We start from the raw sequence: 14,818 nt of genomic DNA, 5'->3' as shown, positions 1-14,818 counted from the left end.
TCAAGTATTTGTAAAAACTACTGAATATAGTAGCTGAGCAGTATATTCTCTTCCTGTAAAAGGAAGAGAAATCTATAAAATACGAAAAAATCAGGTGTGCAATGAAAATCGCAGTATTTGGAACAACGTTACATGCCGGTGTGATGGCAGCGTTATTAGCTGAATATGGTAATCAAATTTACTGGTGTACAAGTGTCACCTGTGAAGAAAATATTTCTGTACTTTCCTATCAAGATCAAGACGTAAATAATTATTTAAATAAGCAGCGAAAAGCGGGTTTCTTAAAAGAGAGCCCTTTTTCTGAGATTCCTTTAGATATTGAAGTTTATCTATTTTGTTTTAGCCCAACACAAATTGAACTTGCGTTAAAAACAGTAGAAAAACTAAGTGAACGGCCAATTGTTCATCCGCGATTAATGATTAATGGCTCTACTTTTGGTTTGCATGGTACAGAGAAATTAAAACAGTATTTGCCAAAAGATGAGTGGGTTTACTTTCCTGATGTGATTCAGGAAGGTAATGCCATCAATAGTGTATTGAATGTAAAACATGTCATTGTTGGTGTTGAATCTAGGGATGCGAGTGAAACTATGCAAGAGTTATTGCGTCCTTTTTTCCAATTTAGTTATCAATATTTATTTATGCCGATTTTAGATGCTGAGTTCACCAAACTGAGTATTTCAGGCATGTTGGCTACCCGCATTAGTTATATGAATGACTTGGCTATGGTCGCTGAAAAGTTAGGTATTGATATTGCGAATGTAAAGCATGGTATCGCTGCTGACACACGTATTGGCGCTGCATATTTATCGCCAGGTGTAGGATTTGGCGGTGAGAACTTTTCGCATGATATTTTAACCCTTTCGAGTACTGTCTCTGAAACTGGAACAAAAAGTCGACTTTTGGAACAGGTCTGGGCGATTAATGAGCAGCAGAAAGAAATTTTATTTCGGAAGTTATGGAATTATTATCACTGTAGTCTAAATGGCAAAACAGTTGCGATTTGGGGTGCTTCTTTTAAAGAAAATACCTCGAATATACATAATTCACCGATTCATATTTTATTAGCCGCATTATGGGCACAGGGTGTAATAGTACATCTGCATGACCCTCAAGCTTTAGATGAAATAGCTGCAACTTATGGGCATCGTGAAGATTTAATTTTATGTACTGATCAATATGAGGCGGTACGAGATGCTCATGCATTATGTCTAGTCACGGCGTGGAAGCAATATTGGAGTCCTGACTTTAAGCAACTACAACAGTTAATGAAGCATCCTTTAATTTTAGATGGACGTAATATTTATGATCCTGCCTATGTAAAGGCGAAAGGTTTTGCTTATGAAGGAGTTGGTCGCTTATGAGTAAATCAATTGAGCAATTTCCAAAGGAATTAGTTTCACCTTTAGCCCATCTTCAAACTTTAGGCGAAAAAAACTCAAAATTACATATAAAAGAGTTATTTGCTTTAGAGCCAGATCGTTTTCAAAATTATTCTGTAAAATTTGATCAATTATTTTTTGATTATAGTAAGCACCGCTTAACCAAAGATATTTTGGGACAGTTAATAGCTCTTGCAAATATTAAAAATTTAACTGAATGGATTAATCGCCTTTTTTCACAAAATAAAATTAACTGTACTGAGCAACGTGAAGCAATGCACTGGGCATTGCGTTTACCAGCTGACTATTCAAAGTTTTCAGATTTAACAGAACAAGTTCATAGCCAGTTACAACGTATGTATGCCTTAGTGGAAAAAATCCATGCGGGACAATGTCGTGGCTCAACTGGTGAGGTAATTCAAGACGTTGTTAATATTGGGGTGGGCGGTTCTGATTTAGGACCACAAATGGTCACTCATGCTTTATCTGATTTTAAGGTAAAAACAGCTAAACCTTTAAATATTCACTTTGTATCTACGATGGATGGTAGTCAGTTATCTGAGTTGCTCCATCAACTTCGTCCTGAAACAACTTTATTTATTATTTCATCTAAATCTTTTGGTACGATTGATACCTTATCAAATGCACAAACAGTTCGTCAGTGGCTTGAAAAAGTGTTAGGAACACATGCTCGTGTATTAAAAAGTCACTTTATTGGTATATCTACAAAAGCTGACAAAATGTCAGAATGGGGAATCGCGCCTGAAAACCAGTTATTACTGTGGGACTGGGTAGGTGGGCGTTATTCTCTATGGTCTTGTATCGGTTTACCTATTGCTTTGACGATTGGTGTGGAAGGCTTCCAGCAGCTCTTAGCAGGAGCTCATGCCGTCGATGAGCATTTTCAAAATACGAGTTTTGATCAAAACATTCCGGTGTTAATGGCATTGTTAGGAATCTGGAATAATAACTTTTTAAATATTCAGACCCATGCAGTATTACCCTATGATGGGCGATTAAAATATTTTGCGGCTTATCTGCAACAGTTAGAAATGGAATCTAATGGGAAGTCAGTACAGCGCAATGGCCTAAAAGTTGAGCTTGATACTTGTCCTATTATATGGGGCGAGGTTGGACCCAATGCCCAGCATGCTTTCTATCAGTTGTTACATCAAGGTTCACAAGCAGTAAGCTGTGATTTTATTGCGCCAATTCAACGTTATAACGCAGATCATTTTACTTATGTGGAAAATGCGGAAGCTCTCGTTGAACAACATCATCTGGCACTTTCAAATTGTTTAGCACAATCAAGATTATTAGCTTTTGGTAATGAAGCTTTAGACTCGACTGAATTAGAGAATTTACCAATTTATAAGCAATATGAAGGTAATCAACCAAGTTCTACATTATTATTAGATGAGCTAAACCCGTATAATCTAGGAATGCTGATCGCTTTATATGAACATAAAGTATTTGTTCAGTCTGTGATTTGGAACATTAACCCGTTTGATCAATGGGGTGTTGAAAAAGGTAAACAGATTGCTGATCAGTTACTTCCGATTTTAAATGGTATTCAAAGTGATTTTTCAACACTTGATGCCTCGACTCGGGGGTTAATTAAAATATTGTTAGGAAAGGTAGATGGCTAAAATTCTAGTCACTGGAGGGGCCGGTTATATAGGTTCCCATACTTGTATCGAGTTATTAGATGCAGGATATGAAGTCATTGTTTTTGATAATCTTTCGAATAGCTCAGAAGAATCTTTAAATAGAGTTCAAGATATCACTCAAAAAAGTTTAACTTTTGTGCAGGGTGATATCCGTAATGCAGATGAACTTGATCGTGTTTTCGAAAATCATTCAATTGATGCTGTTATTCACTTCGCAGGTTTAAAAGCGGTCGGTGAAAGCCAAGAAAAACCGCTCATTTATTTTGATAATAATATCGCGGGTAGCATTCAACTGGTTAAATCGATGGTACAAGCTAAGGTTTATACACTAGTGTTTAGCTCTTCCGCTGCTGTATACGATGAAAGCAATATATCGCCATTAAACGAAGACATGCCAACAGGTATGCCAAGTAATAACTATGGTTATACTAAATTGATTGTTGAGCAATTATTGCAAAAGTTATCGGCATCTAATCCACAGTGGTCAATTGCATTGCTTCGTTATTTTAACCCAGTAGGTGCACATAAGAGTGGCCGTATTGGTGAAGATCCACAAGGTATTCCAAATAATTTAATGCCTTATGTGACTCAAGTTGCTGTTGGCCGCCGTGAGAAATTATCCATTTATGGAAATGACTATGACACGGTAGATGGCACGGGCGTACGTGACTATATTCATGTGGTTGACTTAGCGAATGCACATTTGTGTGCTCTAAATAATCGTTTACAGTCGAAAGGTTGCCGAGCATGGAATATCGGTACAGGCAATGGTTCATCTGTTTTACAGGTTAAAAATACCTTTGAACAAGTTAACGGCATACCTGTAGCCTTTGAGTTTGTAGCTCGTCGAGCTGGCGATGTTGCAACATCTTTTGCAGACAATAGCCGTGCAGTTGCTGAGTTAGGTTGGCAGCCTCAATATGGCTTAGAAGATATGCTCAAGGATAGTTGGAATTGGCAGAAGCAAAATCCTAATGGATATAATTAAATACCAATAAAAAAAGGAGCTTATAGCTCCTTTTTTTATTATGAATTAGTTCTGAATCAACCCAGTCAACTCATCTACATAATGTTGCATTGGCTGAGCTTGGCGGTCTGCACGGCTTTCAATGTTGAGGCGTAGTAAAGGCTCAGTGTTTGACGCACGGACATTAAAGCGCCATGAACCAAAGTCTAGACTTACACCATCAGTGCGGTCAATTTGTGGATTTTGATCGGCATAGAAATCAAAAATCTTTTGAATAGTGATCTGTGTGTCAGCCACTTTAAAATTGATTTCACCGCTACAAGGAAACTTGGTAATCATATTTTCAACAAGCATTGAGAGTGATTGTCCTGTTTCAGAGAGTAGGGCAATGGTGAGTAACCAAGGAATCATGCCGCTGTCGCAGTAAGCAAAGTCACGGAAATAGTGGTGAGCACTCATTTCTCCGCCATATACAGCATTGTGTTCGCGCATGACATCTTTAATAAATGCATGACCAGATTTTGACTGGACGGCAACACCGTTGTATTGATTAACGATATCAAATGTGTTCCAAACCAAACGTGGGTCGTGAACAATTTTTTCGCCAGGTTGTTTAATTAAGAAAGCTTGAGCTAAGAGGCCAACAATATAGTAGCCCTCAATGAACTGTCCTTTTTCATCAAATAAGAAACAGCGGTCAAAGTCGCCGTCCCAAGCGATTCCCATATCTGCTTTATGCTCAATTACAGCATTTCGGGTACTGTCACGGTTTTCAATTAAAATTGGATTAGGGATGCCATTTGGGAAAGTACCATCTGCTGCATGGTGAATTTTAATAAATTCAACGGGTACGTTAAGCGCTTTAAATTTTTCTTCGATTGCATCAATCACATGACCCGCAGCCCCATTACCCGCGTTTACCACTAACTTTAACGGGCGAATTTTTGCAGGTTCAATATAGGTAATTAAGTGATCAACGAACTCAGGCAAAATATTATAACTTTGAGTAGTACCTTTTTGGCTAACCTCTTCAAAGTTATTGGTTTCTGCTAAAGCCTGAATTTCTTTTAAACCCGTATCTGCACTAATTGGACGAGCATTTTCTCGTACAAGTTTCATGCCGTTATAATCCATTGGGTTATGACTAGCAGTAACTTCAATTCCACCTTGTACATCTAAATGAAAAGCGGCGAAGTAAACTTCTTCGGTACCTGTCATGCCCAAATCAAGCACATTCACACCCGCATAATTTAAACCGCGGATGGTCGCTTGTTTTAAATCCTCACTGCTTAGACGAATATCACAACCAACTACTACAGTCTTTGGTTTGTAGATCTGTCCATAAGCACGGCCAATTTTATAGGCGATTTCTTCATTCAATTCGGTGCCGAGTTTGCCTCGGATATCATAGGCTTTAAAACAGGTTAAAGTAGTCATTATTCAGTTCAATACAAATGATTTGAGTTTTGAGCATTATTATACATTTCTCAATAAATGGTTATGTTTATAGTTTTTATATTCAAGTTTTACGCTTTATTTCTGTAGATGATATTTAAATTTATAAGAACGTTTTTTACGACTTTAGTCTAATAATAAAAGTTCTAAATTAGAAAGAGCTTGATTTTACTTACCACTATTGGTCATACCAATTTTAATGGTTATTTAGTGATTGACCTTGATAATAGCTGTGTTTATGATGCGACCTGTGGTTTAAGGAATAACATTTGCACTTAAATTTTAATTGGTCATACCAATTGTGCTAAATGTTTAAAATTTTAAGGTACAAAAAATTCGCCTCGGCATTTCAAGGAGATGACAATGCTCAATATGTGGCAACAACTTTATGACCCTTTAAATAATATTTGGCTGTCCAGTGCAGTTGCATTAATCCCGATTATTTTCTTCTTTTTAGCATTAGCAGTTTTTCGTTTAAAAGGCAGTATCGCGGGTACAGGCACAGTCATTATTGCATTATTGATTGCTCTCTTTTTCTATGAAATGCCGGGTCAAATGGCCTTTGCTTCTATCATTTATGGTTTTTTCTATGGTCTATGGCCAATTTCATGGATCATTATTGGGGCAGTCTTTCTATATAAAATTTCGGTAAAAACAGGCCAGTTTGAGGTTATTCGCTCAAGCATTTTGTCAATTACCGAAGACCAGCGCCTACAAATGCTATTGGTTGGTTTTGCTTTTGGTACTTTCTTAGAAGGGGCAGCGGGTTTTGGTGCTCCTGTGGCAATTACCGCCGCACTACTTGTAGGTTTAGGCTTTAAGCCACTTTACGCTGCTGGTTTATGTTTGATTGTAAACACGGCGCCAGTTGCGTTTGGTGCAATGGGTATTCCAATTATTGTGGCGGGGCAGGTTTCCGGTGTAGATACCATGGAAATTAGCCAGATGGTTGGGCGTCAGTTGCCATTTTTAACGTTGATTGTGCTGTTCTGGATCATGGCGATTATGGATGGCTGGCGTGGTGTGAAGGAAACTTGGCCTGCTGTATTGGTTGGTGGTGGTGCTTTTGCGATTGCCCAATATCTTACATCTAACTTTATTGGTCCTGAATTACCGGATATTACCGCGGCAATTGCTTCATTGGTCAGCTTAACTGTGTTGTTCCGTTTCTGGAAACCAAAACATATTTTCCGTTTTGAACCTGAAGCTGGTCAAACTTTGGTTCAGCAGCCTACAACCGTTCAACGTTATAGTATTGGAAAAATTGCTAAGGCGTGGTCTCCATTTGCGATCTTAACTGTCATGGTCACAATCTGGAGTGTTAAGCCATTTAAAGCATTATTTGCAAAAGATGGTGCTCTTGAGCACTGGATTTTTAAACTTGAAGTGCCGTACTTGCATAAATTGGTCGAAAAAATGCCACCAATTGTGGCAGAGATGAAGCCATACGAAGCGATTTATAAGTTTGACTGGTTCTCTGCAACAGGGACTGCAATTTTTATTGCTGCAATCATCACTGCTATTTTCTTGAAAATGAAAGCGAGTGAAGCAGTAACGACTTTTGGTGAAACACTCAATGAGTTAAAAACACCGATTTATTCCATTGGTATGGTGTTGGCTTTTGCCTTTATTGCAAACTATTCAGGTTTATCTGCAACTTTGGCTTTGGCTCTATCACATACGGGTCATGCGTTTACTTTCTTCTCGCCATTCTTAGGTTGGCTTGGTGTATTCCTTACAGGTTCAGACACCTCTTCAAATGCTTTGTTTTCTGCACTACAGGCGACCACAGCTCAGCAAATTGGTATTCCAGAAGTATTACTTGTAGCAGCGAATACCAGTGGTGGTGTGACAGGTAAGATGATTTCTCCACAGTCGATTGCGATTGCTTGTGCAGCAGTAGGATTAGTTGGAAAAGAATCTGACTTGTTCCGTTTCACGGTAAAACATAGCATCATATTCACTGTCTTTGTTGGCATCATTATTACGGTTCAGGCTTATCTGGTGCCGTGGATGATTCCATAACTCCAGTGAAGGAAACGCGATGAGAATCTCCGATCAAGTGGTCATGAAATTGCAGGCATTAATTGAAGAGCGTCACATGAAAAAAGGTGATCGTTTGCCTGCCGAACGCCAGCTTGCAACAAGCTTAGGAGTTTCTCGTCCTTCTTTGCGTGAAGCGATTCAACAGCTCAATAGTCAAGGTGTACTCAGTAGCCGCCGTGGAGATGGGACTTATATTCAGCAGTTACCTGAACAGTGGCCACAGCAACTGATTGTAAATCCAATTAGTAACCTGATTGAAGAAGATCCGCTGTACCGTTTTGATGTGCAAGAGGCGCGGTTATTACTTGAAGGTGGCACAGCATGGTATGCCGCATTGCGCTCAACACCTGAAGATCGCGCCAAAATCCGTCATTATTTTAATGAAATTAGTCGTCATCAAAATGCGGGTGACTCAGCACAAGCTGCGGTGGCAGATGCTGAATTCCACTTGGCGATTGCAGAAGCATCTCATAATGTGGTGCTGATTCAGATGATGCGTAGCCTGTTTGATTTGTTGCAATACAACGTCTTGTTGGGACGTAAAAAAGTTTATAACGATCCAATAAATAGTGACTTGCTGAGTGAGCAGCATTTTCAGGTCATGGATGCGATCGATCGTAAAGATCCCGAGGCCGCACGCCAAGCTGTCTGCGGTCATATTGAATTTGTGATTAATCATGTGCGTTCTCTGGATGAAGACGAAGCTCGCCAGAAACGTGCAAATCGTTTAAATAGAGTTGATTCAAAATGATTATTTCTTCTGGCAATGATTATCGTGCTGCGGCACAGCGTCGCTTACCTCCATTTTTATTTCATTACATTGATGGTGGAGCGTATTCGGAACATACCTTAAAGCGTAACGTACAAGATTTGTCAGAAATTGCATTGCGTCAGCGTGTGCTTAATGACATGTCAGCGTTAAGTTTAGAGACAAAACTGTTTAATGAAACATTGTCGATGCCAGTTGCGTTGGCACCGGTTGGTTTAACAGGCATGTATGCACGCCGTGGCGAAGTGCAGGCAGCGATGGCAGCCGATAAAAAGGGCATTCCATTTACGCTTTCAACGGTTTCGGTGTGTCCGATTGAAGAAGTTGCGCCTGCAATTAATCGCCCAATGTGGTTCCAGCTTTATGTATTACGTGACCGTGGGTTTATGCGTAATGCTTTGGAACGTGCAAAAGCGGCGGGCTGCTCAACACTTGTGTTTACTGTAGATATGCCTGTGCCAGGTGCGCGTTACCGTGATGCCCATTCGGGAATGAGTGGACCAAATGCTGCAATGCGTCGTTATATGCAGTCTATGTTTCATCCACATTGGTCGTGGAATGTCGGCTTAATGGGCCGTCCGCACGACTTGGGCAATATATCTAAATATTTAGGTAAACCGACTGGTCTTGAAGATTATATTGGCTGGTTGGGCTCGAACTTCGACCCATCGATTTCATGGAAAGACCTTGAGTGGATTCGTGAATTTTGGGATGGCCCAATGGTGATTAAGGGGATTTTAGACCCTGAAGATGCCAAAGATGCCGTGCGTTTTGGTGCAGATGGTATTGTGGTGTCAAACCACGGCGGTCGTCAGTTAGATGGCGTGATGTCATCTGCTCGTGCATTGCCTGCAATTGCTGACGCAGTGAAAGGTGATTTGGCGATTTTGGCCGACTCAGGCATCCGTAATGGCCTAGATGTGGTGCGTATGTTGGCGCTCGGTGCTGATACGGTTTTGCTTGGCCGTGCATTTGTTTATGCCTTGGCAGCAGCAGGTGGGCAAGGGGTGTCGAACTTGCTTGATTTGATTGATAAAGAAATGCGTGTTGCGATGACGCTTACGGGTGCTAAGTCGATTTCGGATATTAATGCGGATTGTTTAGTACAGGCGATGAAGCTCTAATATTTTCGTATTAACTTTGATGATATTGGCACGACGGAGTCTTATCGGGAAAAGTTCAATATAAGTAGCTAATTGACGTTACTTTTTTAAAAAAGTAACCAAAAACTTTTGTTTCGATGACGGTACGTCCTTGCTACCGCATCGAAACGGCGGCATCCCTGCCGCCAACCGCGATAGTAAATATAGGGCTGATTCACATTAGAGAATGAGCTAATTAAATTATAAATTACAAACGGTAAGATCCCGTCGTGTTGGTCTAATTTGATAAATGGATGACCAAAAGGAAACCATCATGCAAACATTTTCTCCTCAAGTAGTGATCGAACGTTTACAGAATATTGTAGGGCGTTCGCATGTTTTGACTGATGATCAAAGTATGCGTCAGTATCGTCAAGGTCGTCGTTTTGGTGAGGGGAAAGTACTTGCTGTGGTGGTGCCGGGGAGCTTGCTAGAGCAATGGCAGGTGCTCCAAGCTGCAATTGATGCTGATTATGTGGTGATTATGCAGGCGGCGAATACAGGACTCACTGGTGGTTCAACCCCGTATGGTGATGATTATGATCGTCCTGTTTTAGTGATGAGTACGCGTCGTTTAAAAGGCATACAAGTCATTCATGATGGTAAGCAAGTGATTTGTTTACCGGGTGCGACCTTAGATAATTTAGAGCAAATTTTAAAAGGCTATGATCGTGAACCGCATTCAGTAATTGGTTCATCTTGTATTGGGGCATCGGTACTTGGCGGTGTGTGTAATAACTCGGGTGGTGCGTTGGTACGCCGTGGTCCTGCGTATACTGAGCTGGCGTTATATGCTCAGGTGAATACTGCTGGTCAATTAGAGCTGGTGAACCATTTAGGGGTGAATTTAGGCTCGACTCCCGAAGAAATTTTGACACGTTTAGAGAAGCAGAAATATAAAGCCGTAGATATTTTAGATGATGGCGAAAAGCAGGCATCGGACCATCGTTATGCATACGATGTGACTCAGGTCGATGAAGATACACCCGCGCGCTTTAATGCAGACCCGTCACGATTGTTTGAAGCCTCGGGTTCGGCTGGTAAAGTCTGTGTGTTTGCGGTACGCCTTGATACCTATGAAAAAGTAGAGAGTAATGTCTTTTATATTGGCAGTAATGATGCCGATGATTTAACCGCTATTCGTCGTTACTTACTAACCTCACTACCAAGCTTGCCGATAGCAGGTGAATATATTCACCGAGATGCTTACTTGATTGGTGAAAAGTACGGAAAAGACACGTTCTTATTTATTGAAAAATTTGGCACAGCCAATGTTCCCAAAGCTTTTGCGATGAAAGATAAAGTCGATGGTTTCTTAGAAAGATTTAAAATTAAAGGTTTAACGGATCAGATTTTACAGGCAATTACCTTCTTTTTACCGAGTCATTTGCCTAAGCGTATGACCGAGTATCGAGATCGTTATGAGCATCATTTAGTGCTGCGTGTCGAAAATAATTCAAAAGCACAGACCGAGCAGTTTTTAAAAGAATATTTTGCAGTGCATCAGTCAGGTAGCTATTTCGTATGTAGTGAAGAGGAAGGGCGAAAGGCTTTCTTACACCGTTTTGCGATTGCAGGGGCAGCAATTCGTTATCGAGATACGCATCGTAGTGAAGTTGAAGATATTGTGGCGCTTGATATTGCGTTACGTCGCAATGACCGTGAGTGGGTAGAGCAACTGCCAGCCGAGATGGAAAAGAACATCCTTCATAAGCTTTATTATGGGCATTTCTTTTGTCATGTTTTTCATCAGGACTATATTCTTAAAAAGGGTAATGACCCTTTAGAAATGGAACATCAAATGTGGAAATTACTCGATGTGCGCCGTGCTGAATATCCAGCAGAGCATAATGTCGGGCATCTCTACATTGCTAAACCTGCCTTAGCCAATTTCTATAAAAAACTCGACCCAACTAACAGTTTTAATGTGGGGATTGGGCATACCTCAAAACTGAAGTATTGGGGCAAAAGCAAACCTTAGTATTGAGATATAAAAAAAGGCGCCGAAGCGCCTTTTTTAATAGCTGTATTATGCCGCTTCTGTTGATTTAGTAAGCACTTCTGCAACTGCTTTAGCAACAGTGTAAACATTGTTCATGTTTAAACCAGCAACACAAATACGACCACTGCGTACTAAATAAATTGCATATTCTTCACGCAAGATATCAACTTGTTCCGCAGTTAAACCTGTGTAGCTGAACATACCTTTTTGGTTTACAAGGTAGCTAAAGTCACGATCTGGTAGTGCTTTAGTGAGTTCGTCTTTCAAGATGCTACGCATTTTAATAATACGCTCACGCATCTCTTTTACTTCACCTTGCCATTGTTGGTTAAGTTCAGCGTCATTTAACACTTCGTCAACCAACCATGCACCTGTTGTAGGAGGGCTAGAGTAAATACGACGTACAGTCGCTTTTAACTGACCGAATGTGCATTGAGCAGCTTCTGCATCATCACAAACGAAAGTTAAGCCGCCAACGCGCTCGCCATATAAAGAGAAGATTTTAGAGAACGAGTTGCTCACAATGAAGTTTAGACCCGCTTGGTCTAAAGCACGGATTGCATACGCATCTTCTTCCATACCGTCACCGAAACCTTGGTAAGCGATATCTAGGAATGGAATAAGGTTACGATCTTTTAATACTGCAATCACTTGGTCCCATTGTGCTGGATTTAAGTCAGCACCCGTTGGGTTGTGGCAGCATGGGTGCAATAACACAATGCTTTGCTCAGGCAAAGTTTTAAGTGTAGAAAGCATACCGTCAAAATCTACACCACGTGTTTCGTTATCGAAATATGGGTAGAAATGAGTCTTGATACCAGCGCCATTGAAAATCGCAACGTGGTTATCCCAAGTTGGTTGGCTTACCCAAACGTCTGAATTTGGGAAATAATTTTTTAAGAAGTCAGCACCAACTTTCAACGCACCTGAACCACCAAGCGTTTGGATCGTCACAGCACGGCCAGCTTTAACTGCTGGGCTGTTTGCACCAAATAAAAGTGCTTGAATTGCTTCACGGTAAGGTTTGAAGCCTTCCATTGGCAAGTAAAGTTTGGTTTTACCGTTCTTAGGCTCAATACGCTTTTGCGCCTCAAGAATGGTTTCTAACTGAGGAACAATACTGTCTTCGTTATAATAAAGACCAATACTCAAGTTTACTTTCTCAGAACGAGTATCAGCGTTGAACTGTTCCATTAAAGATAAAATTGGGTCGCCTGCGTATGGGGGGATATGTTGAAACATCAAAAAAGTCCTTTCATTCAACAATATGCATAGAGTTAAGTTTTTTCTGTTTCGAAAAATACGTTACATCTATGTCGATGCTCAATAATGTACCAATAAAGCTACCATGAAGCACCTGATAATTTCACTAATATCGATATTTCCCAGAAGAAACGATAAAAAAGATGTAAAAGAAATTATGGTAAATAGATACTAATTTATAACTCATGATTTCATTTAAATAGATTGTCTACAATCTTGCTGTAATACATGCCTTGTAGACTAAAGTTTGAAACAAAAAATTAGCTATCTAAAACTGATACCAGAAAAGCCATAAAACGATAGATAAAATTATATTAAACATTTGTTTTGTAATAACTAATAGGTAGGCAGTGTAAGTGTCTAAATATAGGGTGAAATAAGCGGTCAAACGATAAAAGTTGACCTGATGCGTTCTCTAAAGTGTCAACAATCACCTTGATTTTTTTCATTCATACCGCTATAAAACTGATAATTGATTAGAAATTGTCGACAATATGCAAGATTTGACCTTCGCACCAGAGCCATTACAAAGTCAGGGAAGAACACTGACCGAGAATGTATTTAAACAAATACAGACGGCGATTGTTTTGGGTCAAATTCCGGCAGGTAGCAAAATTTCTGAACCCGAACTGGCAAGAACTTATGGCATTAGCCGTGGGCCTTTGCGTGAAGCGATTCATCGCCTTGAAGGGCAACGTTTGGTTGAGCGCACAGCTCATGTTGGTGCACGCGTGGTTTCGCTTTCACTGCAACAGTTTAAAGAGCTTTACCAAATTCGTGCGTCTTTAGAAGGTTTAGCCTGCAATCTTGCTGCACAGCATATTGATAAAAAGCAAATTTTGGCGCTACGTGATGTTTTGCGTATGCATGCTGAAGATGAAAACTTTAAAGCAGGTAAAGGATATTACTTGCAAGAAGGGCAGGATGATTTTCACTACTGCATTATCAAAAGTAGTGGAAATAAAACCCTAGAAAAAATGCTATGCGATGAGCTCTATCATCTCATCCGCATGTACCGAATTCAGTTTTCAAACACACCCGATCGACCGAGCAAAGCTTGGGACGAACACATCCGTATTTTAGATGCAATTGCAGAAGGCGATGGTGAACTTGCCGAGCTGCTCATGCATCGACATATCAATGCTTCTTACAAAATTATTGAGCAAACACTGCTACAAGCACAAGGAGAACATAACAATGGCTAAACAATCCGCAGGTCAGCTATTTCGCGATGCAGTAGCCCAAGAAAAGCCATTACAAGTGGTTGGAACCATTAACGCCAATCATGCACTTTTGGCAAAACGTGCAGGTTATAAAGCGATTTACTTATCAGGTGGTGGTGTAGCCGCTGGTTCTTTAGGCTTACCTGATTTGGGAATTAGTAACCTTGATGATGTATTGACAGACGTACGCCGTATTACCGATGTATGTGATCTTCCATTATTGGTCGATGCCGACACAGGTTTTGGTGCTTCTGCATTTAACATTGCCCGTACTACAAAAGCACTGATCAAGTTTGGTGCTGCGGCAATGCACATTGAAGACCAAGTGGGCGCAAAACGTTGTGGTCACCGTCCGAACAAAGCCATTGTGACTCAAGAAGAAATGGTTGACCGTATTAAAGCTGCGGTTGATGCGCGTGGTGATGACAGCTTCGTGATTATGGCACGTACCGATGCATTGGCAGTAGATGGTTTACAAGCTGCAATTGACCGTGCAGGTGCTTACATTGAAGCGGGTGCAGACATGTTGTTCCCTGAAGCAATTACCGAGCTTGATATGTACAAGCAATTTGCTCAGACAACTGGTGCACCAATTTTGGCAAACATTACCGAGTTTGGTTCTACACCACTGTTTACTACTGAAGAGTTAGCATCTGCCGATGTAAGCCTTGCGCTTTATCCGCTTTCTGCTTTCCGTGCCATGAACAAAGCAGCCGAAACTGTATATGAAACTTTACGTAAAGAAGGTACACAAAAGAACGTGGTTGATATTATGCAAACGCGTAAAGAGTTATATGAACGCATTAACTACTATGCGTTTGAAGACTACTTAGACAACGCATTTGCTAAAAAGAAATAAGAAGTAAAACACGGTACATATGCCGTGTTTCCCAAATAAT

12 protein-coding genes are annotated in these 14,818 nt (G+C 40.4%); 9 read left to right on the top strand and 3 right to left on the bottom strand.

The window, feature by feature from the left end; genetic code table 11:
* Window positions 1–101: 101 nt before the first annotated feature.
* From MMY79_RS18980 to galE, 3 genes are read left to right on the top strand one after another with little or no spacing between them, the layout of a single operon-like run.
* Entirely contained in the window at window positions 102–1,364 is a 1,263-nt protein-coding gene (locus MMY79_RS18980) for a nucleotide sugar dehydrogenase (protein WP_252610964.1), read from the top strand.
* On the top strand, window positions 1,361–3,031 hold the full coding sequence (pgi, locus tag MMY79_RS18975) for a glucose-6-phosphate isomerase (RefSeq protein ID WP_252610962.1): 1,671 nt from the start codon (window positions 1,361–1,363) through the stop codon (window positions 3,029–3,031). The genes MMY79_RS18980 and pgi overlap by 4 nt, the downstream gene beginning before the upstream one ends.
* Window positions 3,024–4,040, top strand: coding sequence for a UDP-glucose 4-epimerase GalE (galE, locus tag MMY79_RS18970; RefSeq protein WP_252610960.1), 1,017 nt, complete (start codon window positions 3,024–3,026; stop codon window positions 4,038–4,040). Before pgi ends, galE begins: the two co-directional genes overlap by 8 nt.
* Before the next feature lie 45 nt (window positions 4,041–4,085).
* Here the strand turns inward: galE and MMY79_RS18965 are convergent, their stop codons facing one another.
* Entirely contained in the window at window positions 4,086–5,456 is a 1,371-nt protein-coding gene (locus MMY79_RS18965) for a phosphomannomutase CpsG (protein ID WP_252610959.1), read from the bottom strand.
* Between the two features lie 375 nt (window positions 5,457–5,831).
* On the opposite strand from MMY79_RS18965, the gene lldP reads away from it, so the two are divergent.
* The 4 genes from lldP (at window position 5,832) to dld (ending at window position 11,412) form a co-directional block, all read left to right on the top strand.
* The gene (lldP, locus tag MMY79_RS18960; RefSeq protein WP_252610957.1) at window positions 5,832–7,499 is read left to right on the top strand and encodes an L-lactate permease; all 1,668 of its coding nucleotides are present in this window, start codon (window positions 5,832–5,834) and stop codon (window positions 7,497–7,499) included.
* 19 nt (window positions 7,500–7,518) lie between these two features.
* Window positions 7,519–8,271 (top strand): transcriptional regulator LldR, encoded by a 753-nt coding sequence (gene lldR, locus MMY79_RS18955; RefSeq protein ID WP_289781519.1) that lies wholly within the window; start codon window positions 7,519–7,521, stop codon window positions 8,269–8,271.
* Window positions 8,268–9,413, top strand: coding sequence for an FMN-dependent L-lactate dehydrogenase LldD (gene lldD / locus MMY79_RS18950; protein WP_092710004.1), 1,146 nt, complete (start codon window positions 8,268–8,270; stop codon window positions 9,411–9,413). The genes lldR and lldD overlap by 4 nt, the downstream gene beginning before the upstream one ends.
* Window positions 9,414–9,705: 292 nt before the next feature.
* Window positions 9,706–11,412 carry a D-lactate dehydrogenase gene (gene dld / locus MMY79_RS18945; RefSeq protein WP_252610955.1) on the top strand — a complete coding sequence of 569 codons (1,707 nt, stop codon included), beginning with the start codon at window positions 9,706–9,708 and terminating at the stop codon, window positions 11,410–11,412.
* A gap of 48 nt (window positions 11,413–11,460) precedes the next feature.
* On the opposite strand, the gene MMY79_RS18940 is transcribed toward dld, so the two are convergent.
* Together MMY79_RS18940 and MMY79_RS18935 are read right to left on the bottom strand one after the other, a co-directional pair.
* Window positions 11,461–12,675 (bottom strand): amino acid aminotransferase, encoded by a 1,215-nt coding sequence (locus MMY79_RS18940; RefSeq protein WP_252610953.1) that lies wholly within the window; start codon window positions 12,673–12,675, stop codon window positions 11,461–11,463.
* A 335-nt stretch (window positions 12,676–13,010) separates the two neighbouring features.
* Window positions 13,011–13,145: a hypothetical protein gene (locus MMY79_RS18935; RefSeq protein WP_252610951.1), complete on the bottom strand. Its 135-nt coding sequence runs from the start codon at window positions 13,143–13,145 to the stop codon at window positions 13,011–13,013.
* A 45-nt stretch (window positions 13,146–13,190) separates the two neighbouring features.
* Here MMY79_RS18935 and MMY79_RS18930 point away from each other — a divergent pair, with 45 nt between their 5' ends.
* Window positions 13,191–13,901 carry a GntR family transcriptional regulator gene (locus MMY79_RS18930; RefSeq protein WP_016139645.1) on the top strand — a complete coding sequence of 237 codons (711 nt, stop codon included), beginning with the start codon at window positions 13,191–13,193 and terminating at the stop codon, window positions 13,899–13,901.
* The gene (prpB, locus tag MMY79_RS18925; protein ID WP_003655707.1) at window positions 13,894–14,778 is read left to right on the top strand and encodes a methylisocitrate lyase; all 885 of its coding nucleotides are present in this window, start codon (window positions 13,894–13,896) and stop codon (window positions 14,776–14,778) included. The genes MMY79_RS18930 and prpB overlap by 8 nt, the downstream gene beginning before the upstream one ends.
* The last annotated feature ends 40 nt before the right edge of the window (window positions 14,779–14,818 follow it).

This window comes from Acinetobacter sp. XS-4 (genome assembly GCF_023920705.1).
In the GTDB taxonomy this organism is placed as follows: domain Bacteria; phylum Pseudomonadota; class Gammaproteobacteria; order Pseudomonadales; family Moraxellaceae; genus Acinetobacter.
Note: the sequence above shows the minus strand (reverse complement) of the source record. Positions and strands in the feature narration are given on the sequence as shown.

Coding starts and splice junctions, on each gene's coding strand:
- MMY79_RS18940 (WP_252610953.1), bottom strand. CDS start 12,675: ATGTTTCAACATATCCCCCCATACGCAGGCGACCCAATTTTATCTTTA.
- MMY79_RS18965 (WP_252610959.1), bottom strand. CDS start 5,456: ATGACTACTTTAACCTGTTTTAAAGCCTATGATATCCGAGGCAAACTC.
- lldD (WP_092710004.1), top strand. CDS start 8,268: ATGATTATTTCTTCTGGCAATGATTATCGTGCTGCGGCACAGCGTCGC.
- MMY79_RS18935 (WP_252610951.1), bottom strand. CDS start 13,145: ATGAAAAAAATCAAGGTGATTGTTGACACTTTAGAGAACGCATCAGGT.
- prpB (WP_003655707.1), top strand. CDS start 13,894: ATGGCTAAACAATCCGCAGGTCAGCTATTTCGCGATGCAGTAGCCCAA.
- pgi (WP_252610962.1), top strand. CDS start 1,361: ATGAGTAAATCAATTGAGCAATTTCCAAAGGAATTAGTTTCACCTTTA.
- MMY79_RS18980 (WP_252610964.1), top strand. CDS start 102: ATGAAAATCGCAGTATTTGGAACAACGTTACATGCCGGTGTGATGGCA.
- lldP (WP_252610957.1), top strand. CDS start 5,832: ATGACAATGCTCAATATGTGGCAACAACTTTATGACCCTTTAAATAAT.
- MMY79_RS18930 (WP_016139645.1), top strand. CDS start 13,191: ATGCAAGATTTGACCTTCGCACCAGAGCCATTACAAAGTCAGGGAAGA.
- galE (WP_252610960.1), top strand. CDS start 3,024: ATGGCTAAAATTCTAGTCACTGGAGGGGCCGGTTATATAGGTTCCCAT.
- lldR (WP_289781519.1), top strand. CDS start 7,519: ATGAGAATCTCCGATCAAGTGGTCATGAAATTGCAGGCATTAATTGAA.
- dld (WP_252610955.1), top strand. CDS start 9,706: ATGCAAACATTTTCTCCTCAAGTAGTGATCGAACGTTTACAGAATATT.